Annotated in this window: 13 protein-coding genes and 1 riboswitch; of the genes, 4 read left to right on the top strand and 9 right to left on the bottom strand. The window is 71.3% G+C overall.

The window, feature by feature from the left end; all coding sequences use genetic code 11:
* Positions 1–93: 93 nt before the first annotated feature.
* From SSPS47_RS19930 to kdpF, 4 genes are read right to left on the bottom strand one after another with little or no spacing between them, the layout of a single operon-like run.
* Positions 94–759, bottom strand: a complete 666-nt coding sequence (locus tag SSPS47_RS19930; RefSeq protein WP_164252240.1) for a potassium-transporting ATPase subunit C — start codon at positions 757–759, stop codon at positions 94–96.
* Positions 760–764: 5 nt separating this feature from the next.
* The gene (gene kdpB / locus SSPS47_RS19925) at positions 765–2,966 is read right to left on the bottom strand and encodes a potassium-transporting ATPase subunit KdpB (protein WP_164252239.1); all 2,202 of its coding nucleotides are present in this window, start codon (positions 2,964–2,966) and stop codon (positions 765–767) included.
* Positions 2,963–4,627: a potassium-transporting ATPase subunit KdpA gene (kdpA, locus tag SSPS47_RS19920; protein WP_164252238.1), complete on the bottom strand. Its 1,665-nt coding sequence runs from the start codon at positions 4,625–4,627 to the stop codon at positions 2,963–2,965. Before kdpA ends, kdpB begins: the two co-directional genes overlap by 4 nt.
* A gap of 6 nt (positions 4,628–4,633) precedes the next feature.
* Complete coding sequence (kdpF, locus tag SSPS47_RS19915) at positions 4,634–4,723, bottom strand: K(+)-transporting ATPase subunit F (protein WP_078075662.1); 90 nt, start codon at positions 4,721–4,723, stop codon at positions 4,634–4,636.
* A gap of 326 nt (positions 4,724–5,049) precedes the next feature.
* Positions 5,050–5,137: riboswitch (cobalamin riboswitch) on the bottom strand.
* 148 nt (positions 5,138–5,285) lie between these two features.
* Here kdpF and SSPS47_RS19910 point away from each other — a divergent pair.
* Complete coding sequence (locus SSPS47_RS19910; protein WP_164252237.1) at positions 5,286–5,873, top strand: histidine phosphatase family protein; 588 nt, start codon at positions 5,286–5,288, stop codon at positions 5,871–5,873.
* 154 nt (positions 5,874–6,027) lie between these two features.
* On the opposite strand, the gene SSPS47_RS19905 is transcribed toward SSPS47_RS19910, so the two are convergent.
* From SSPS47_RS19905 to SSPS47_RS19890, 4 genes are all read right to left on the bottom strand, one after another.
* On the bottom strand, positions 6,028–7,050 hold the full coding sequence (locus SSPS47_RS19905; RefSeq protein WP_164252236.1) for a hemolysin family protein: 1,023 nt from the start codon (positions 7,048–7,050) through the stop codon (positions 6,028–6,030).
* Positions 7,047–8,495 (bottom strand): hemolysin family protein, encoded by a 1,449-nt coding sequence (locus SSPS47_RS19900; RefSeq protein ID WP_164252235.1) that lies wholly within the window; start codon positions 8,493–8,495, stop codon positions 7,047–7,049. Before SSPS47_RS19900 ends, SSPS47_RS19905 begins: the two co-directional genes overlap by 4 nt.
* 197 nt (positions 8,496–8,692) lie before the next feature.
* Positions 8,693–9,088, bottom strand: a complete 396-nt coding sequence (locus SSPS47_RS19895) for a DUF1992 domain-containing protein (RefSeq protein WP_164252234.1) — start codon at positions 9,086–9,088, stop codon at positions 8,693–8,695.
* 101 nt (positions 9,089–9,189) lie between these two features.
* Entirely contained in the window at positions 9,190–10,284 is a 1,095-nt protein-coding gene (locus SSPS47_RS19890; RefSeq protein WP_239064987.1) for a helix-turn-helix domain-containing protein, read from the bottom strand.
* A 273-nt stretch (positions 10,285–10,557) separates the two neighbouring features.
* On the opposite strand from SSPS47_RS19890, the gene SSPS47_RS19885 reads away from it, so the two are divergent.
* The 3 genes from SSPS47_RS19885 (at position 10,558) to SSPS47_RS19875 (ending at position 18,976) form a co-directional block, all read left to right on the top strand.
* A complete protein-coding gene (locus SSPS47_RS19885) occupies positions 10,558–11,202 on the top strand; it encodes a hypothetical protein (RefSeq protein WP_164252233.1) in 645 nt (214 codons plus the stop codon).
* 96 nt (positions 11,203–11,298) lie between these two features.
* Entirely contained in the window at positions 11,299–13,326 is a 2,028-nt protein-coding gene (locus SSPS47_RS19880; protein ID WP_164252232.1) for an SPFH domain-containing protein, read from the top strand.
* 613 nt (positions 13,327–13,939) lie between these two features.
* Positions 13,940–18,976 (top strand): DNA repair ATPase, encoded by a 5,037-nt coding sequence (locus SSPS47_RS19875; RefSeq protein ID WP_164252231.1) that lies wholly within the window; start codon positions 13,940–13,942, stop codon positions 18,974–18,976.
* 41 nt (positions 18,977–19,017) lie between these two features.
* On the opposite strand, the gene SSPS47_RS19870 is transcribed toward SSPS47_RS19875, so the two are convergent.
* On the bottom strand, positions 19,018–19,596 hold the full coding sequence (locus SSPS47_RS19870) for a TIGR03086 family metal-binding protein (RefSeq protein WP_147874462.1): 579 nt from the start codon (positions 19,594–19,596) through the stop codon (positions 19,018–19,020).
* Positions 19,597–19,605 lie beyond the last annotated feature (9 nt).

Here is a 19,605-nt window from a genome sequence, read left to right as displayed (position 1 = left end):
GGGCCCCGCCGGAGACCGGACCCCGCTGCCTGACCGGAAGCCCCGACCGGGGGCCGGACCCCGACATCCTCCCGGCGCCCCGACCGGCCTCCCTCACGCCCCTTCCAGTGCCTTCAGCGCGATGTTCAGCTGGAGCACATTCACCCGGGGCTCGCCGATGAAGCCCAGGATGCGGCCGTCCTTGTGGTCGTCCACCAGCTTCTGAACCGCCCCCACGTCCAGCCCGTTCAGCTGCGCGACACGCCGTACCTGAAGGTCCGCGTACTGCGGCGAGATCGCCGGGTCCAGGCCCGAGCCGGACGAGGTGACCGCGTCGGGTGGGACGTCGGCGGGGTTGACCTTGTAGCCGTCCACCGAGTTGTCCTTGATGACGGCCGCCTTCGCGGCCTTCACCCACTGGATCAACTCCTCGTTGTCACCGGCCCTGTTGGTCGCTCCGGAGAGGATCAGCCGGTACTGCGTGTTGACCGTGTTGGTGCCGAGACCGTTGGACGGGCGGGGCTGGAACCACTTGAGGTCCGGCGCCGGGGTCTCCTCGCCCTTCTTCAGGGGGAGGTCGTAGCGCTGGCCGATGAGTTCGGAGCCGACGACCTTGCCGTTCGAGGTGATCTCGGAGCCGTTCGCCTGGTGGTTGAAGAGGCCCTGGCCGATGCCCATGACGGCGAGCGGGTAGAGCACGCCGCAGACGAGGGTCAGTACGAGCAGGGCGCGCAGCCCGGCGCCGAGGAGCCGTGCGGTGCTTCCGACCGAGGTGTTCATGGACATCAGCCGATTCCGGGGATGAGTGAGATGAGGAGGTCGATGATCTTGATGCCTGCGAACGGGGCGATCAGACCGCCCACGCCGTAGATCCCGATGTTGCGCCGCAGCATCCGGTCCGCGCTCATCGGGCGGTACCGCACGCCGCGCAGGGCCAGGGGTACCAGCGCGACGATGATCAGGGCGTTGAAGATCACCGCCGAGAGGATCGCCGACTCGGGCGAGGACAGACTCATGATGTTGAGCTTGTCCAGGCCCGGATAGACGACGGCGAACATGGCCGGGATGATCGCGAAGTACTTCGCGACGTCGTTGGCGATCGAGAACGTCGTCAACGCACCGCGCGTGATGAGCAGTTGCTTGCCGATCTCGACGATCTCGATGAGCTTGGTCGGGTTGGAGTCCAGGTCCACCATGTTCCCGGCCTCCTTGGCGGCCGAGGTGCCGGTGTTCATGGCCACGCCGACGTCCGCCTGGGCCAGCGCGGGGGCGTCGTTCGTACCGTCGCCGGTCATCGCGACGAGTTTGCCGCCGGCCTGCTCACGCCGGATGAGCGCCATCTTGTCCTCGGGCGTGGCCTCGGCGAGGAAGTCGTCGACGCCCGCCTCGTCCGCGATGGCCCGCGCCGTCAGCGGGTTGTCGCCCGTGATCATCACGGTCTTGATGCCCATGCGGCGCAGCTCCTCGAACCGCTCCCGCATGCCCTCCTTGACGACGTCCTTGAGGTGGATGACGCCCAGGATCCGCGCTCCGCGCCCGTCCTCGACGGCGACGAGCAGCGGCGTACCGCCGTCCTCGGAGATACGGTCGGCGAGGGTGCGGGCGTCCGGCGCGACCCGGCCGCCGCGCTGTTCGACCCACGCGACGACCGAACCGGCCGCGCCCTTGCGGATCTTGACGGCGGTCCCGGCCCCCCGGCCCGGCTCCTCCTCCGTCAGGTCCACGCCCGACATCCGGGTCTGCGCCGTGAACGGCACCCAGTCGGCCTGGCCCAACTCCCCCTGCCTGCGCTCCCGCAGGCCGTACATCTCCTTCGCCAGGACCACCACCGAACGGCCTTCCGGCGTCTCGTCGGCGAGCGACGAGAGCTGCGCGGTGTCCGCGAGTTCGACGGCGGTGACGCCCTCCACCGGGAGGAAACCCGCGGCCTGCCGGTTGCCGAGCGTGATCGTGCCGGTCTTGTCCAGCAGCAGCGTCGAGACGTCACCCGCCGCCTCCACGGCGCGTCCCGACATCGCCAGGACGTTGCGCTGCACGAGCCGGTCCATGCCGGCGATGCCGATGGCCGAGAGCAGCGCGCCGATGGTGGTGGGGATGAGGCAGACCAGCAGCGCGGTCAGCACGATCACCGACTGCTGCGCCCCCGCGTAGACCGCGAACGGCTGGAGCGTGACGACGGCCAGCAGGAAGACGATGGTGAGGGAGGCGAGAAGGATGTTGAGCGCGATCTCGTTGGGTGTCTTCTGCCGGGCCGCGCCCTCGACCAGGGCGATCATCCGGTCGATGAACGTCTCGCCGGGTTTGGTCGTGATCTTGATGACGATACGGTCGGAGAGGACCTTCGTTCCCCCGGTGACCGCGCTGCGGTCACCGCCCGACTCACGGATGACGGGGGCCGATTCACCGGTGATGGCCGACTCGTCGACGGAGGCGACTCCCTCCACGACATCGCCGTCACCGGGGATGATGTCGCCGGCCTCGCAGACGACCAGGTCCCCGACGCGCAGTTCGGTGCCGGGTACCCGCTCTTCTTTTACGGGCTCCGCACCTCGGCCGGTCAGGCGTCGTGCGACGGAGTCGGTCTTGGCCTTGCGGAGGGTGTCGGCCTGCGCCTTGCCACGGCCCTCGGCGACGGCCTCGGCGAGATTGGCGAAGATCGTGGTCAGCCAGAGCCAGGCGGCGATCGCCCAGCCGAACCACTCGCCCGGCTCCGTGATCGCCAGCACGGTGGTGAACACCGAGCCGATCTCGACCACGAACATCACGGGTGACTTGACCATCACGCGGGGGTCGAGCTTGCGCAGCGCGTCGGGGAGGGACCTGACGAGCTGGCGGGGGTCGAAGAGGCCGCCGCCGACGCGCCCGTCGCCGTCGGGCCGGTGCGAGGTCGGCACGTCGGAGTGCGGCGCCCGCGAGGGGCCGGGCCCCGAGCCGGAACCAGAACCGGAGCCGGGGTCGGGCGTAGGGGCGGATGTGGCAGTGCTCATGACGCGAGTCCTTCGGCGAGCGGTCCCAGCGCGAGCGCCGGGAAGTAGGTCAGACCGGCGACGATCATGATCGTGCCGACGAGCAGCCCGCTGAACAGCGGCTTGTCGGTACGCAGGGTGCCCGCGGTCATCGGCACCGGTCTCTGCTCGGCGAGCGAGCCGGCCAGCGCCAGCACGAACACCATGGGGAGGAAGCGGCCGAGCAGCATCGCGATACCGATCGAGGTGTTGAACCACTGGGTGTCGGCATTGAGCCCGGCGAACGCCGAACCGTTGTTGTTGGCGCCCGAGGTATAGGCGTACAGAATCTCGGAGAATCCGTGCGCGCCACTGTTCGTCATCGAATTCGCGGGCGTGCTCATCGCCATCGCCACGCCGGTGAAACAGAGCACCAGGGCCGGGGTGATGAGGATGTAGCACGCGGCGAATTTGATCTGACGGGTGCCGATCTTCTTACCCAGGTATTCGGGTGTACGGCCGACCATCAGGCCAGCGAGGAACACCGCGATGACGGCCATGATGAGGATTCCGTACAGTCCGGAGCCCACACCGCCGGGTGCGATCTCACCCAACTGCATGCCGAGCATGGCGATTCCGCCGCCGAAGCCGGTGTACGAGGAGAGGAACGAATTCACCGCACCGGTCGAGGTGAGTGTCGTCGCCACCGAGAAGATGGACGAGGCACCGATCCCGAATCGGGTCTCCTTGCCCTCCGTCGCACCGCCCGCGATGTCGAACGCCGGGCCGCCGTGGTGGAATTCGGTCCACATCATCAGCGCGGTGAAGACGATCCAGATCGTCACCATCGTGGCGAGGATCGCGTAACCCTGCTTGACACTGCCGACCATCCGGCCGAAAGTCCGGGTGAGCGAGAGGGGAATGAGCAGGATCAGGAAGATCTCAAGGAGGTTCGAGAGTCCGTTGGGATTCTCGAAGGGGTGGGCGGAGTTGGCGTTGAAGTAACCGCCGCCGTTGGTGCCCAGCTCCTTGATGGCCTCCTGCGAGGCCACGGCGCCGCCGTTCCACTGCTGGCTGCCGCCCGTGAACTGACCCACCGGGTGGATGCCCGCGAAGTTCTGGATCGCCCCGCAGGCGACCAGGAGCACGGCTCCGACCAGCGCGATCGGCAGCAGGATGCGGATCGTGCCGCGCACCATGTCGGCCCAGAAGTTGCCGAGTTCACCGGTGCGGGAGCGGGCGAAGCCCCGTACGAGCGCGACCGCGACGGCCATGCCCACGGCGGCCGAGAGGAAGTTCTGCACCGCGAGTCCGCCGGTCTGCACGACATGGCCCATGGCCTGTTCGCCGTAGTACGACTGCCAGTTGGTGTTGGAGACGAAAGAGGCGGCGGTGTTGAACGCCTGGTCCGGATCGATCGAAGAGAAACCGAGCGAACCGGGCAGGGAGCCCTGGATCCGTTGCAGCAGATAGAGAAAGAGAACACTCACCAGCGAGAAGCCGAGAACTCCGCGCAGATAGGCGGGCCAGCGCATCTCGGTGGCCGGATTGGCGCCGATGGCACGGTAGATCCACTTCTCGACCCGCAAGTGTTTCGGGGAGGAGTAAACACCGGCCATGTAATCGCCGAGCGGTCGGTATGCCAGAGCCAGCGCCACTATGAGCGCGAGCAGCTGGAGCACACCGGCGAGGACGGGGCTCATCAGGGCTCAGAACCTCTCCGGGTAGAGAAGGGCGAGGACGAGATAGCCCAGCAGGGCGACGGCGACTACGAGGCCGACAATGTTCTCCGCGGTCATAGCTTCGCCACCCCCTTGGCAACGAGAGCCACCAGCGCGAACAGCGCGATCGTGGTGACGACGAAGGCCACATCGGCCATCGTGAACTCCTGAATGAGGTCGGAATTACCTGGACCTCTAGAGGAGAACCTCTTTTTTCCAGGACACGAGGGACGTTGACGGGTCCCATACGGCCCGGCGGGCGCGTTTTACGGTTCTCATACACGGATGGCCCATACACGCCTTGTGCCCGGCAGGATTCCCTGCCGGGCACACGGTGCGGACGACTCCCGGGGTCAGCCGGTGCGTGCCGCGGACGCCTCTGTAGCTCGCACGACGACGATCGGGTCTGACTCACCGGGCCGTCCGCCGCGCGTACGCGGTGACTGCTCGGCATACAGTGGCGCGACCGTGCCGGAATCTCACCGGACTTCCGTCCCGCCGTCGTGATATCGACGTGAACGTACCGCGATCGGGCAGGTGGGCCAAGAGGACGAATCGTCCGGGGCCTCGGTGAACTCCGCTACGGGATCAGGTACGGCCTCCGGTACGGCACCGGCCCCGCGCGACCCTGGAGAGCCCTGTGACCACACGCGTGACGTTGATCTCACCGGCGCTGAGCGCCGCGTTGCGCGAGGCGCGCTTCGCGGACGGGCCGCTGGACGCGGCGGGGCTGCGCCAGGCGGAGGCCGTACGGGGCGCGGTCGCCGACGCCTTCGCCGGTGCCGGACAACTGGTGTTCGCCTCGCCGTCGTTGCGCTGCGAGCAGAGCGCCGAAGCGCTCGGCCTGGTCGCGGAGACGCTGCCCGAGCTGCGCGCCTGCGCGATGGGCCGCTGGCGCGGGCTGCGGCTGGACGAGGTCGCGGCCACGGAGCCGCAGGCGGTCGCCGCCTGGCTGGCGGACCCGGCGGCGGCGCCGCACGGCGGGGAGTCGCTGGAGGCGCTGCACGGTCGCGTGGGCCACTGGCTCGACGCGCTGCCCGCCGACGCGCGCGTCCTCGCGGTGGCCGAGCCCGATGTCGTACGCGCGCTGACGGTGCACGCGATCGGGGCGCCGGCGGGGGTGTTCTGGCGGATCGACGTACTGCCGCTGACGGCGACGGAGCTGAGCGGCCGGAACGGCCGCTGGAACCTCCGCGGCGGCCGTCCGTTGGGGGGCGCTTCCCACTGACCCCTGTCACCGGGCCCGCCCGGCGTTCCGGTTCGTCCTCAAGCGCCGGACGGGCTTGAAAGCCACGTCCGGCGCTTGACGACAGAACACGAAGCCCGTCCGGCGCTTGAGGACAAGCCCGGCTCGCGGGCCGCGCGCACTGGCGAACGTGCCGTCACTGCGCGGGCGCCGGACCGCCCACCAGTTCGCCCAGGACGTCCTCCATCGTCACGAAGCCGAGCACCGTGCCCGCCTCGCCGGTCACCGCCGCCAGATGGCTGTCCGCCGCGCGCAGCGCGGTGAGGGTGTCGTCCAGCGGGGTGTCGATCCTGACCCGCGTGACCGCGTGGAGCGCGGCGCGCGGGAACGGCTTGGTGCGGTCGGCGACGCCGAGGGTGTCCTTGATGTGCAGGTAGCCCAGGACGGCGCCCGCGGGCCCGGTGACCGGGATGCGCGAGAAGCCGGCCGAGGACGCGATCCGCTCCAGCTGTTCGGGCGTCACCCGGTGGTCGACGGTGACCATCCGGCGCAGCGGTACGAGAAGCTCGCCGACCGGGCGGGTGCCCAACTCCAGCGCGTCCCGCAGCCGTTCGCCGTCGGCCGGCGAGAGCAGCCCGGCCTGGCTGGAGACGGCGACCATCCGGGCGAGTTCGTCGTCGTTGAAGACGGCGGCGACCTCGTCCTTGGGCTCCACCTTGATCAGCCGGAGCAGGACGTTGGCGAAGGCGTTGATGCCGAAGATCAGCGGACGCAGCGCGCGGGTCAGGGTGACCAGCGGCGGGCCGAGCAGCAGCGCCGACTTGGTGGGCGCGGCGAGCGCGATGTTCTTCGGGACCATCTCGCCGAACAGCATGTGCAGATAGGTCGCCACGGTCAGCGCGATCACGAAAGCGATCGGGTGCACCAGGGCCTCGGGGACCCGCGCCGCCTCGAAGCCGGGCTCCAGCAGGTGCGCGATGGCCGGTTCGGCCACGGCGCCGAGGACCAGCGAGGAGACGGTGATGCCGAGTTGGGCCGTGGCCATCATGGCCGACAGGTGCTCCAGCCCGTACAGCACCGTGTGCGCCCGCTTGTCGCCCTTGCGGGCGTGCGGCTCGATCTGGCTGCGGCGGACGGCGATCAGGGCGAACTCGGCGCCGACGAAGAACGCGTTGGTGAGCAGCGTCAGGGCACCGATGGTGAGTTGCAGGGTCGTCATCGGGCTTCTCCGGCGTACTGGCGCGAGGAATCGTCGGTGTCGGTCACGGTGCCGGACGCGGCACCGGAGTCGGCGGGCACCCCGGCGTGGGGTACCCGGCCGGACGCCGCGTAGGGCTGCGCGCCGGACTTTGCCGCGGCGACCCGCGCCGGCTCGGTGATGTGCACGCGCTCCGCGACGTGGTGCTCGATGTCCAGGACATCGAGCCGCCAGCCGTCCAGCTCGACCGTGTCGCCCTGGACGGGGATGCGCGCCAATCGGGCGGCGACGAGCCCGGCGACGGTCTCGTACGGCCCCTCGGGGGCCACCAGCCCGATCCGCGCCAGCTCGTCGATCCGTACGCTGCCGTCCGCCTCCCAGGTCGCGAGTCCCTCCGCGGTCGGCGGGGCGGGCAGCAGGTCGGGGGTCTCGACGGGGTCGTGCTCGTCGCGTACCTCGCCGACGACCTCCTCGACGATGTCCTCCATGGTGGCCACGCCGGCGGTGCCGCCGTACTCGTCGATGACGACGGCCATCGTGCGCGCGGCGCGCAGCCGGTCCAGCAGCCGGTCGGCGGTCAGGGTGTCGGGCACCAGCAGCGGCTCGCTGGCCAGCTCGGTGACGGACACGCGGGAGCGCCGCTCCGGTTCGAGGGCGAGGACGTCACGGATGTGGACCGTGCCGATGACCTCGTCCAGGCTGTCGCGGTAGACGGGGAAGCGGGAGAGGCCGGTGGCGTACGTGAGATTGGCCGCGTCGGCCGCGGTCGCGCCTGCTTCGAGGGCCTGGACGTCGACACGGGGCGTCATCACGTTCTCCGCGGTCAGCTCGCCGAGTCGCAGCGTCCGTACGAACAGCTCGGCCGAGTCCTGCTCCAGCGCGCCCTCGGCGGCGGAGTGCCGGGCGAGGGAGATCAGCTCGTCGGGGGTACGGGCGGAGGCCAGCTCGTCGGTCGGCTCCAGGCCCATGCGCCGGACGAAACGATTCGCCGTGCTGTTGAGATGCCTGATGAGCGGGCCGAAGGCGGCGGTGAAGCCGCGCTGCGGGCCCGCGACGACCTTGGCGACGGCCAGGGGCCGCGAGATCGCCCAGTTCTTGGGGACCAGCTCGCCGATGACCATCAGCACGACCGTGGAGATCACGACACCGAGGACGGTGGCCACCACCGAGGCGGCCGAGCCGAGGCCGACGGCCACCAGCGGTCCGCGCAGCAGCACGGCCATGGACGGCTCGGCGAGCATGCCGATGACCAGCGAGGTGACGGTGATGCCCAGCTGTGCGCCGGAGAGCTGGAACGTGAGGCGCCGCACGGCCTTCAGGGCGCCTTCGGCGCCGCGCTCACCGGCCGCGGCGGCGCGCTCCAGGCTGTCGCGCTCGACCGTGGTGAGGGAGAACTCGGCGGCGACGAAGACGGCGCAGGCGAGGGTCAGCCCGAGGGCGATCAGGAGAAGCAAGATCTCGGTCACCGTGCCACCCCCGCTCCGCCGGTCAGATGCTGCGGAGGGGAAATGGCACGGCTGGTACTAGGAGGCTCCATCGTGGAACTGCTGCTTCCTTCTTGGTCGGTCGGGGCGTCCCCGCCGTGATCGGCGGAAAGGACGGAACATCATGGTAAAGGAATGGCAAACAGAATGGGAGTACCCGGAAGAGTGACTGAGAGTGACTAATGTCGCTCGCGCCACTCGGCGGCGATCTCCTCGACGTCGTACGGCTTCTTGTTCAGCGGCGGCCCGGCCGGCGGCCTGGCGGTCGCGGCGCGGATCTTCTCGTTGATGTCGGCGATGATCCGCCGCGCCTGCGCCTCCGACGCGGCCTCGCGCGCGGCTGCGACCGCGTCCTCGACCTCCTTACGGAGTCTCAGCGTCGGCGGCAGGTGGGAGATTCCCTCCCGCTCCATCTTCGCCTTGATCCACCACAGCTCGTCGTACGGGGCGTCCACGGACGCCAGCGGCCGGCCGGCGCCGGGCAGATCGTCGAAGGCGCCGCGTTCCGCCGCCTCACGGACCTGTCTGTCCACCCACGTCTCGAAGGTGACGCCGGGTGGCTTGCGCTCGGTCATCGTGCGACCTCCTGTTCGACTTCGGCCTCGGCCCGGCTCCGGCGGTGACCGGGGCACCGGGCCATCTCCATGGTGCCCTGCGGCGCGGCGTACCGAAACGCTCAGAGAGCCTTCGCCGGCCAGTCCATCAGCCGCGCGCCGATCACCGCGGTCTGGAGCGTGTAGCGGTGGAACGGCTCCGCCGGGTCCGACCCGGTGAGCTTGTGTATCCGCTCCAGCCGGTACGTCAGCGCGCGCACGCTCAGATTCAGCCGCCGCGCCGCCTCCGCCGCCACACACCCCGCGTCGAAGTACGCCGTCAACGTGTCGAGCAGCGGTCGTGCTCCGCCGCGCGCCTCCGTAAGAGGCCCGAGCGTGCTGCGTACGAGATCCGTCATCGCCTCCCGGTCCCGCCTGAGCACCGGATAGACCAGCAGGTCGGCCGCCCGCAGCACCGGTTCCTCCAGCGCCATGCGTTCGGCGAGATCCTGCGCGCTGAGCGCCTCCTCGTACGACTGCACGACTCCGCCCGCCCCCGGATGCGCGCGCCCGATGGTCACCCGCCCGCCGTCGGTCGCGGCGTGCGCCTGCTTCGCGAAGTAGGTGAGGACGTCGCCCTCGTCGGCGGGCGCGACGCAGATCAGCCGCCCGTCCTTGGTGGTCAGCAGGATGCGGCGGTCGCCGAAGCGCGAGACGAGGGCGAGTTCGACGCCGCGGGTGACCGGGTCGGTCTCCGCGTACGCGCTCTCCCCCACGGCCACGGCCACCGCGTGAGCGTGCGAGAGCTGGAGCCCGAACCGCCCGGCGCGCTCGGCGAGCCGTCCCAGGTCGCTGCGCCCGTGCAGCAGGTCGTCGATGAACTCGCGCCGGGACGCCTCCTCGCGGCGTACGGCGAGCCGCTGGGCCCGCTCGTACCCCTCGGCGAACGCGTCGACGGCCTGCTCGACGGCGGCCAGGACGCTGTCGGCGGACGCCGTGTCGGCCGACGAGACGGGCCAGGCGTCGCGGGTGGCGGCCAGATGCCTGCTGACGAGGGCGCGCAGGCCGTGCCCGGCCTCGGCGGCCCGTTCACCCAGCGCGCGGCGCGAGTCGAGTTCGTCGCGCGTGAGGCGGCGCCCCGTCGCCGCGACGTCCGAGAGGATCCGGTCGTAACCGGTCAGATACTCCTGGAGCATCGCGGGATCCGTGGTCCGGCCTGTCGTCGTCTGGTCCGTCATCCGAGCCCCCGGCTTCCTGATCCGTCCTGACGCGTTCTTAACGCGCAGGCCATCCAGCCTGTCAGACCCTGGCCCCGCGACGACACCCGGCATTAAGGGAAGCGTAAAGATTGCCGGGATCCGGCAATGCGCGCGCACCCCGTCGGCTGACAGGATCGGACCACGGAAAACGGGGGACGGATTCCGGTGCCGGAGTGCGCGCACTCGCGCTCCGGCATCCGGAGCCGGTCCGGTCGGACACGGCGGCGAAGCGTCGGACGAGGGGGTACGGAAATGCGTGAATTCATCGACGCGGCACTCGGATTCCCCACTTTCCTCTTCACCGCCGCACTGATCGTGGTCATCGGGTTCTGGCTGCTGGTGCTCACCGGCGTCGCCGAGACCGACAGCTTCGACTCGGACGTCGACCTCGACGCCGCCGGGATCGGCGGAGTGCCGGTCACCGTGGCCTTCTCCCTGCTGACGGCTCTCGCCTGGTTCAGCAGCCTCGCCGCGTCCGTGACGCTGCACCGCTTCGGTGCCTTCGACGCCTCCGGCCTCGTACGGGCCACGCTGACGCTCACCGTCCTGGCCGGCTCGGCACTGCTCGCCTGGTGGGCCACCCGGCTGCTCGTACGGCCGCTGCACACGCTCTTTCCCGACGAACCCGGGCCGTCCCGGCTCGACTTCGTGGGACTGACCTGCACCATCCGCACAGGGCGGGTGGATGCCTGGTTCGGCCAGGCCGAGGTCGCCGCGCGGGACGGGTCCACGGCCGTCGTACAGGTCAGGCAGCACCGCGCGGACATGGCGAAGGCCGACGCACCGGTCCTGGGCAACGGCAGCACGGGGCTGCTGTACGCCTACGACGAGGCCGGCGAGTTCTTCTGGGTCGCGCCGTACGACACGGCGCTCGACCCGCGCGCCTCGGCCGCCTGACCGCCGCCGCCCCCGCGGACTTCTCTCACCTCACCTCACCTTCCTTCACCTGATCCTCGTCGGTCGGGCCCTCATGCCTCCACGCAAGGACTACTCATGGATGCCATCACCTTGGGCGTCGGCGTGCTCGTCGCCGTTGTCCTGCTCGTCGCAGTGACCCTGCTCCTGATCGTCAGCCGGCTCTTCCGCAAGGTCGAGCAGGGCAAGGCACTGATCGTCTCCAAGATGCGGAAGGTCGACGTCACCTTCACCGGCCAGGTCGTCCTGCCCGTACTCCACAAGGCCGAGACGATGGACATCTCCGTCAAGGCCATCGACATCACCCGCACCGGCCGGGACGGGCTGATCTGCCGCGACAACATCCGCGCCGACATCCGGATCTCGTTCTTCGTCCGGGTCAACAAGACCACCGAGGACGTCATCAAGGTCGCGCAGGCCATCGGCACCGCGCGGGCCAGCGACAAGGAGACGCTGCAGGAGCTGTTCAACGCCAAGTTCTCCGAGGCGCTGAAGACGGTCGGCAAGCAGCTCGACTTCACCGATCTCTACACCAAGCGCGACGAGTTCAGGGACCGGATCATCCAGGTCATCGGCACCGACCTCAACGGCTACAGCCTGGAGGACGCGGCGATCGACTACCTGGAGCAGACGCCGCTCGCGCAGCTCGACACCGACAACATCCTGGACGCCCAGGGCATCCGGAAGATCACCGAACTGACGGCGATCGAGCACGTGCGCACCAACGAGTTCCGGCGCACCGAGGAGAAGGAGACCACCCGCCAGAACGTCGACGCCCGGGAGGCCATCCTGGAGCTGGAGCGCCGTCAGGCCGACGCCGAGAGCAAGCAGAAGCGCGAGATCGACACCGTACGGGCCCGTGAGGAGGCCGAGACGGCGCGGGTGCGCGAGGAGGAGCGGCTGCGGGCGCAGAGTGCCTTCCTCAGTACGGAGGAGCAGCTCGGTGTCCAGCGCGAGAACCAGGCGCGCGAGGTCGCCGTCGCGGAGAAGAACCGCGAGCGGGTCATCGCCATCGAGACCGAGCGCATCGAGAAGGACCGTCTCCTGGAGGTGATCGCGCGTGAGCGGGAGACCGAACTGACCCGTATCTCGGCCGAGAAGGAGGTCGAGACGGAGCGCAGGGAGATCGCCGAGGTGATCCGCGAGCGGATCGCGGTGGACCGTACGGTCGCCGAGCAGGAGGAGTCCATCAAGCGGCTGCGTGCCGTGGAGTCCGCCGAGCGCGACCGCCAGGCGATCGTCATCGCGGCGGAGGCCGAGGCGCAGGAGAAGCTGGTCAAGGACATCAAGGGCGCCGAGGCCGCCGAGCAGGCGGCGGTCCACCGGGCCGCCGAGCAGATCACGCTCGCCGAGGCGCGGGTGAAGTCCGCGGATCTGGACGCGCGGGCCAAGACGCGGCTCGCGGAGGGCATCCAGGCCGAGACGGCGGCGGTCGGGCTGGCGGCGGTGCAGGTACGCGAGAAGGAGGCCGACGCGGTCGAGAAGGCCGGGCGCGCGGAGGCCGGGGCGACGGAGGCGCGGCTGCGCGCCGAGGCGGCCGGGCTGACCGAGAAGGCGGCGGCGATGGCCGCGCTGGACGAGGCGTCGCGGGGCCACGAGGAGTACCGGCTGCGCCTGGAGGCGGACAAGGAGGTACGGCTCGCGGACCTGGAGACGCGGCGGCAGGTCGCCGAGGCACAGGCCGCGGTGCTGGCGACGGGCCTGGAGAGCGCGGACATCAGCATCGTCGGCGGGGACAGCGTCTTCTTCGACCGGCTGGTGTCGTCGATCTCCTTCGGCAAGGGCCTGGACGGCTTCATGGAGCACTCGGACACCGCGCGGACGCTGGCGGGGCCCTGGCTGGACGGGTCGGCGACCTTCACGGACGACCTGGCGAAGATGCTCGGGTCGGTGTCGACGGCCGACGTGCGGAATCTGACGGTGTCGGCGCTGCTGACGAAGCTGATGGCATCGGGCGGCGGTGCGGGACCGGGCAGCGGCCGGCTGGGCGAACTGCTCGACAAGGCCCAGCAGTTGGGCCTCGCGGACATGCCGATCGCGGAGCTGGGCGGTACGGGCGCCACCGCCCCGGACGCGAGGCTGAACGGCGCGCTCGACAAGCCCTGACGGCGTCCTGCCGTCGGGCGGGTTCCTCAACCGCAACGGAGCGGCTGAGACCCCGGCCGGTGGGGCGCACGGGCCGGCCGTGCGCGGCCGGCGGCGGCCGATGCGGTGCATCGCACGGCGGAGGATCGGGCTCGTACCGGGCGTACTTGGCCGAGTCCGACAACGCGGGGGCACCTCCGGTGCCCTCCTCGGGGGCCACGGGGGAGAGGTGCCGTGCCCGCCGCCGCCGTCCAGGCGGGACTTCGACGACACGGCCTCCGTGGCCGACTCGCGGCCCGCACCGCCCGCAGGGCGGGCCGCGACCGCGACGGACCGCCGAGGTCCCGCACCGCACGACGTACAGACCGGCCGTACGCGGCCGGCCCAGCCACCGCACCGCCCGCGAGGCGCGCGACCGCGACGGAGCGGCGCGGCGCCCGGCGGGACTGGTGGCGCACGGGCCGGCCGTGCGCGGCCCGCCTCGGCACCGCGCCCGGGCGGGCGGGCGGGCGGTCCGCAACCCGCCACGGCGCCGCGCCGCGCCGACCGCGGGCACATGACCGGCCGGAGCCGCCGCTACGGGGGTGTGGCGGCTCCGGCTCCTCTTCGCCGACCCCGCAGGGAGCGACCACAGATGACAACCACGGCCAACGGGGCGGGTACAGCAACCGACACGGCTTCCGAGCCGGGCACGCCCGCCCACGCCGGCAGCGATACCGGCACGGACACCCGCATCGACGCGGGCGCCTACGAGGTGCTGCGCGACCGGCTCGGCGCGCGGGGCGGCCAGCTCGCCCTCCGTACGGAAGCGCTCAACTCCCGCCGCACCGAGTCCTTCGGCTCCACCGAGCTGCGGCTCACCGGCACCGGACACGTCCGGACGCCGCACGCGAGCGTGCCCCGCGACATCGTCGCGGTCGGCGACGCCCTGCTCTTCGGCCACACCGTCGACTCCACAACCGCGGGCCGTGGCAACGAGATCACGGTCTCCGACGTCTTCGCCCTCCACGACCGCGCGCTCGGCCCGCTCCCCGAGGACGCGGTTCCCGGACTGCTGAACGACCCCGCCTTCGTAAGAGAGCTCGGCGCGCTGTTCCGCTACTACCGCGACGCCCGGCTGCTCCAGCTGCGCCATCTCGGCGGCAGACTGCTGGCCGTCTTCCGTACCGGCGAGAAGGCCGTCGACATCCGCGTACTGCGCTGGGCGCTGCGCACCGACGGCACCGCACAGTTCCTGGACGCGCGCGGTGACCGGGACCATGTCCTCCCGCCGTCGCACGACATGGAGTGGACGGCCGCCACCCGCGACGACCACGTCCTCGGCCGGCACCCGCACATCCGCGTCGGCGGCGAGGCCTACGTCTCCACGGTCGGTGGCTCGCTCACCCTCAAGGCCGAGGACGACACCGAGACGGCCGAGGGCATCCACTCCGAGCCCGTCACCGAACCCCTCCAGTCCCTCGCCGACGCCGACATCGCCCACGCGCGCGTGGGCGCGCTGCTCCTGCTGCGTGTGCGTCCCTACAAGGAGGACGCATGGCGGCATCTGGTCCTCAACACCCTCACCGGGAAGGTCACCCGACTCGACGGCATCGGCCGGTCCTGCCGCCGGCTCCCCGAGGACCAGGGCATCGTCTTCCCGGGCGGCTACTACCTGGCGGCCACCGACACCGCCAAGACCTTCGACACGGACGCGGGAGAGGGCTCCGCGGGAGACCTGGAGTTCGAGCGGGCGGTGTCCTCCCCCAACGGTGAGGACGTGCTGTACGTCTTCCAGGACCGTGCCGAGGGCCGCACCCTGCTCCTGCCGTACAACGTCATCCGTAAGGAGGCCGCGGCGCCGCTGACCGGCTCCGGGTACGCCGTCTTCGACGACGGCACCCTCATGACCCTGCGCGCCGCGACCGAGCCCGCGAGGGTGCACCCCCTCCAGCTCTGGCACTCGCCGTACGTCTCCGACACCTACGCCGCCACCCGCCCCGCCGGCACCGGGCCCCTCGCCCGCGTCGGCAACGCCGACCTCGTGCGCGGCATCGCGGACTGTCTGTCCATCGCCCGCGCGGTCGCCGCGACGACGGCCCCCACCGCGACGCCGACGACGGCCGCGTACGCCTCGCTGGCCACCGCCTGCGCCCGCGCCGCCGACCGTCACCACTGGCTGACCGATCCCGAACTGGACGCCCCGCACGACCTGCTGGCCGAGATCGGGGCCACCGCCGAGCAGGTGCTCGGCGAGTTCGAGACCGTAAGGACCCTGACCAAGCAGGCCGCCGACGCGCTCACCGAGTCCGCCGCCAGGGTCACCGCGCTCGTGCGCCGCGTCCGCGGCGAGGCACCCCGCAGCGCGGCCGACTGGGTGGACCGGCTCACCGGACTCCGGCGTGCGCAGGGCCACTTGGTGACGCTCAAGGAGATGCGGTACGCGGACACCGACCGGATCGACTCCCTCGTCGCGGCGACCGAGGACGACATCGACGCCGCCGCGCGCCGCGCCGTCGCCTTTCTCGGACGCGAGGACGCCTTCAGCGGCCACCGGGCGGAGGTCGAGCGGCTGACGGCCGACGCGGCGGCCATCACCACGGTCGCCGAGGCCGTACCTGTCGCCGACCGTCTCCGGGAGCACGCCGCCGGGCTGCGCACCGTCACCGACGTCGTCACGGGGCTCGACATCGGCGACACCGTCGTCCGCACGTCCGTCCTGGAGCGGGTCGCGGACGTCCTCGGCGGCGTCAACCGCGCCCGCGCCACCCTCGAAGCGCGCCGCTCCGAGCTGCTCGACCACGAGGGCCGCGCCGAATTCGCCGCCGAATTCGCCCTGTTGGGACAGGCGGTGACCGGTGCGCTCGCCGCCGCCGACACCCCCGAGACCTGCGACGAACAACTGGCCTCGCTGCTCCTTCAGCTGGAGGACCTGGAGTCGCGCTTCGTCGAGTACGAGGGCTTCCTCGCCGAGCTCGAAGCCAAGCGGACCGAGGTCTACGAGGCGTTCGCGGCCCGCAGGCAGAGTCTCCAGGACGCCCGCGCCAGGCGCGCCGAGCGGCTGGCCGAGTCGGCCGAGCGCGTGCTCGGCTCGATCACCCGCAGGCTCTCCTCGCTCGCCGACACCGACGCCGTCAACACCTACTTCGCGTCCGACCCGATGGTCGCCAAGGTCCGCCGCACGGCCGGTGAACTGCGAGAGCTGGGAGACCGGGTGCGGGCCGAGGAGCTGGACGGCCGGCTCACCTCGGCCCGCCAGGAGGCGGCACGCGCCCTGCGCGACCGCACGGACCTGTACGCGGACGGCGGCGCCACGATCCGCCTCGGCCGCCACACCTTCGCGGTCAACACCCGGACGCCGGAGCTGACCCTCGTCCCGCACGGCGACCGCACGGCGCTCGCGCTCACCGGCACCGACTACCGCGCCCCCGTCACGGACCCGGCGTTCGAGGCGACCCGCCCGTACTGGAACCAACTGCTGCCGTCGGAGTCCCCCGAGGTCTACCGCGCCGAGCACCTGGCCGCCCGTCTGCTGGCCGAACACGGCGCCGCCGGGCTCCGGGACGCCGACGACCTCCCCGCGCTCGTCCGCGCGGCTGCCGAGGCCGCGTACGACGAGGGCCACCAGCGCGGTGTCCACGACCACGACGCGACGGCGCTGCTCACCGCGCTGCTGCGCCTGCACGACGAGGCGGGTCCGCTGCGCCACCCGCCGGCGGCCCGCGCGGCGGCGCAGCTGCTGTGGGCGCACGGCGTGAGCGCCCGGTCCCGGGAGGACTGGACCCGGCGGGCGGTGTCGCTGGCGCGCGTGCGCGAGACGTTCGGCCCGGCTGTCGGGATCGACGCCTTCCGTACGGAGGTGGCATCGGCGGTACGGGACTTCGGCGCGCACGGCACCGACTCGGGCAACGTCACGGATGCCGGGACACATGCCGTCCCGAACGCCGATCCGCGCCATGTCGCCGACTACCTCTTCGAGGAGCTGACGAGCGGTCCGCCCGGTTTCGTCACCGGCGCGGCGGCCCGCGCGCTGCTCGACGGCTTCCACCGCTCCCCCGGCGGCCCGGCCTTCACCGAGGACCTGAAGCAGGCGCAGGACGACAGCCTCGCCGCCCGGCGACAGCTCGTCGAGGCATGGCTCACCTCGTACAGCGCCGCGTCGGGCGTGCGGGCCGACGCGGGCGACCTGGCCGAGGCGGTGGCCGTCGCGCTCTGCCCGGAACTCGACCGGTACGACTCCACGGCGGACCTCACCGCCGAGGTCGACGGCCTGCTCGGCAGCCATCCGCGCGTCACCGGCCGCCGGATGACCGTACGGATCGACGAACTCCTCCTCAGGACGCGGAACTTCCGTGAGCACACCGTGCCCGGCTTCCGCGCCTACCAGCGGCAGCGCACCGCCCTGGTGACCGGCGAGCGGGCCCGGCTGCGGCTGGACGGGTTCCGCCCCCGGGTCATGTCCTCCTTCGTACGCAACCGGCTCATCGACGAGGTCTATTTGCCGCTGATCGGCGACAACCTCGCCAAACAGCTCGGCACCTCCGACGACAGCAGGCGCACCGACACCAACGGGCTGCTGCTGCTCGTCTCCCCGCCCGGCTACGGCAAGACGACGCTCATGGAGTACGTCGCCGACCGGCTCGGCCTGCTCCTGGTGAAGGTCGACGGTCCCGCACTCGGCCACGCGGTCACCTCGCTCGACCCTGCCGAGGCACCGAACGCCACCGCGCGCCAGGAGGTCGAGAAGATCAACTTCGCGCTGGCGGCGGGCAGCAACACCCTTCTGTACCTGGACGACATCCAGCACACGTCACCGGAGCTGCTCCAGAAGTTCATCGCGCTCTGCGACGCCCAGCGCAGGATCGAGGGCGTGTGGGAGGGCGAGGCGCGCACGTACGACCTGCGGGGCAAGCGGTTCGCGGTCTGTATGGCCGGCAATCCGTACACCGGCACCGGCGGGCGCTTCCGAGTCCCCGACATGCTCGCGAACCGCGCGGACGTGTGGAACCTCGGCGACGTACTGAGCGGAAAGGAGGACGTGTTCGCGCTGAGCTTCGTGGAGAACGCGCTCACGTCCAACCCGGTGCTCGCGCCCCTCGCGGGCCGCGACCGGCGCGACCTCGACGTGCTGGTGCGCCTCGCGGACGGCTTCCCCGGCGCCACGTCCGAGGCCCTGGTCCACCCGTACGCCCCCGCCGAGCTGGACCGCGTCCTCGCCGTCCTGCGGCATCTGCTGACCGCCCGGCGCACGGTCCTCGCCGTGAACGAGGCGTACATCGCGTCGGCGGCGCGGACGGACGAGTCACGCACCGCACCGCCGTTCCGGCTCCAGGGCTCGTACCGCAACATGAACAAGATCGCGGCGCGCATCGACCCGGTGATGAACGACGCCGAACTGTCGGCCGTCATCGACGACCACTACGCGGGCGAGGCCCAGACCCTCACCACGGGCGCGGAGGCGAACCTGCTGCGCCTGGCCGAACTGAGGTCCTCGCTGACACCGGAACAGGCCGACCGCTGGGCGGAGATCAAGGCGGCCTATGTAAGGAGGCAGTCACTCGGCGGCCCGGAGGGCGACCCGCTGACACGGGCGGTCGCGGCGCTCGGCCTGCTGGCGGACCGTGTGGCTGCGGTGGAGTCGGCGATCACGCGGGCCCGCGCGTCGGGCCCGTCCGGTGATCCGGTCCGGTGATCCCGTCCGGTGATCGAGGACAAGCGCGGGGCGGGCGCGGCTCACGCGGCGGCCGGCGGCTGCCACCCCGGATCGCGCCCTGTCTCGGCCAGCAGGGACTCGAACGGCGTCGCCTCCCCGTCCACCGGGAAGGGCTCGCCGAAGACGTTCATCGACCGGGCCGTCGGCGCCAGCGCCGTGAACTCGACGCCCAGCATCCTTACGACGGCGGCGTCCGGTTCGTACGGCTGCCCGGTCGCGCGGGCCAGATCCCAGGAGTGCACCGTCAGATCGCCGAGCGCCATCGCGCCGACGGTCCGCGCGGGCATGTTCATCGCTCCCGTGAGGCCGTCCTCCGCGCCCGGCGCGGCCCATGCCCCGATCAGCCTGTCGATCTCGGCGGCGAACCGCTCCCGCCGGTCGTCCGCCAGACGTTCGGGCGGTGTGCCGAAGTCGGACTCACCCTTGCCCGCGAGCGCCTGGAAGTTGGTGATCACCTGGAAGAGGTGGTCGAGCAGGCCGTGCACGTCGTACTCGGCGCAGGGCGTGGGCAGGGTGAGCTGGTCGTCACGCACACCGCGCAGCACCGGCAGGGCGTCGGCGGCGGCCGCTTCGAGAAGGGTGCTGATCTTGTCGTCCATGGCACCGAC

The sequence above is a fragment of the Streptomyces sp. S4.7 genome, assembly GCF_010384365.1.
Lineage (GTDB): Bacteria > Actinomycetota > Actinomycetes > Streptomycetales > Streptomycetaceae > Streptomyces.
Note: the sequence above shows the minus strand (reverse complement) of the source record. Positions and strands in the feature narration are given on the sequence as shown.

Bases quoted from the DNA above. Each gene is read 5' to 3' on its own strand.
- SSPS47_RS19930 (WP_164252240.1), bottom strand. From the start codon at position 759: ATGAACACCTCGGTCGGAAGCACCGCACGGCTCCTCGGCGCCGGGCTG.
- kdpB (WP_164252239.1), bottom strand. From the start codon at position 2,966: ATGAGCACTGCCACATCCGCCCCTACGCCCGACCCCGGCTCCGGTTCT.
- kdpA (WP_164252238.1), bottom strand. From the start codon at position 4,627: ATGAGCCCCGTCCTCGCCGGTGTGCTCCAGCTGCTCGCGCTCATAGTG.
- kdpF (WP_078075662.1), bottom strand. From the start codon at position 4,723: ATGACCGCGGAGAACATTGTCGGCCTCGTAGTCGCCGTCGCCCTGCTG.
- SSPS47_RS19905 (WP_164252236.1), bottom strand. From the start codon at position 7,050: ATGACGACCCTGCAACTCACCATCGGTGCCCTGACGCTGCTCACCAAC.
- SSPS47_RS19895 (WP_164252234.1), bottom strand. From the start codon at position 9,088: ATGACCGAGCGCAAGCCACCCGGCGTCACCTTCGAGACGTGGGTGGAC.
- SSPS47_RS19890 (WP_239064987.1), bottom strand. From the start codon at position 10,284: ATGACGGACCAGACGACGACAGGCCGGACCACGGATCCCGCGATGCTC.
- SSPS47_RS19885 (WP_164252233.1), top strand. From the start codon at position 10,558: ATGCGTGAATTCATCGACGCGGCACTCGGATTCCCCACTTTCCTCTTC.
- SSPS47_RS19880 (WP_164252232.1), top strand. From the start codon at position 11,299: ATGGATGCCATCACCTTGGGCGTCGGCGTGCTCGTCGCCGTTGTCCTG.
- SSPS47_RS19875 (WP_164252231.1), top strand. From the start codon at position 13,940: ATGACAACCACGGCCAACGGGGCGGGTACAGCAACCGACACGGCTTCC.
- SSPS47_RS19870 (WP_147874462.1), bottom strand. From the start codon at position 19,596: ATGGACGACAAGATCAGCACCCTTCTCGAAGCGGCCGCCGCCGACGCC.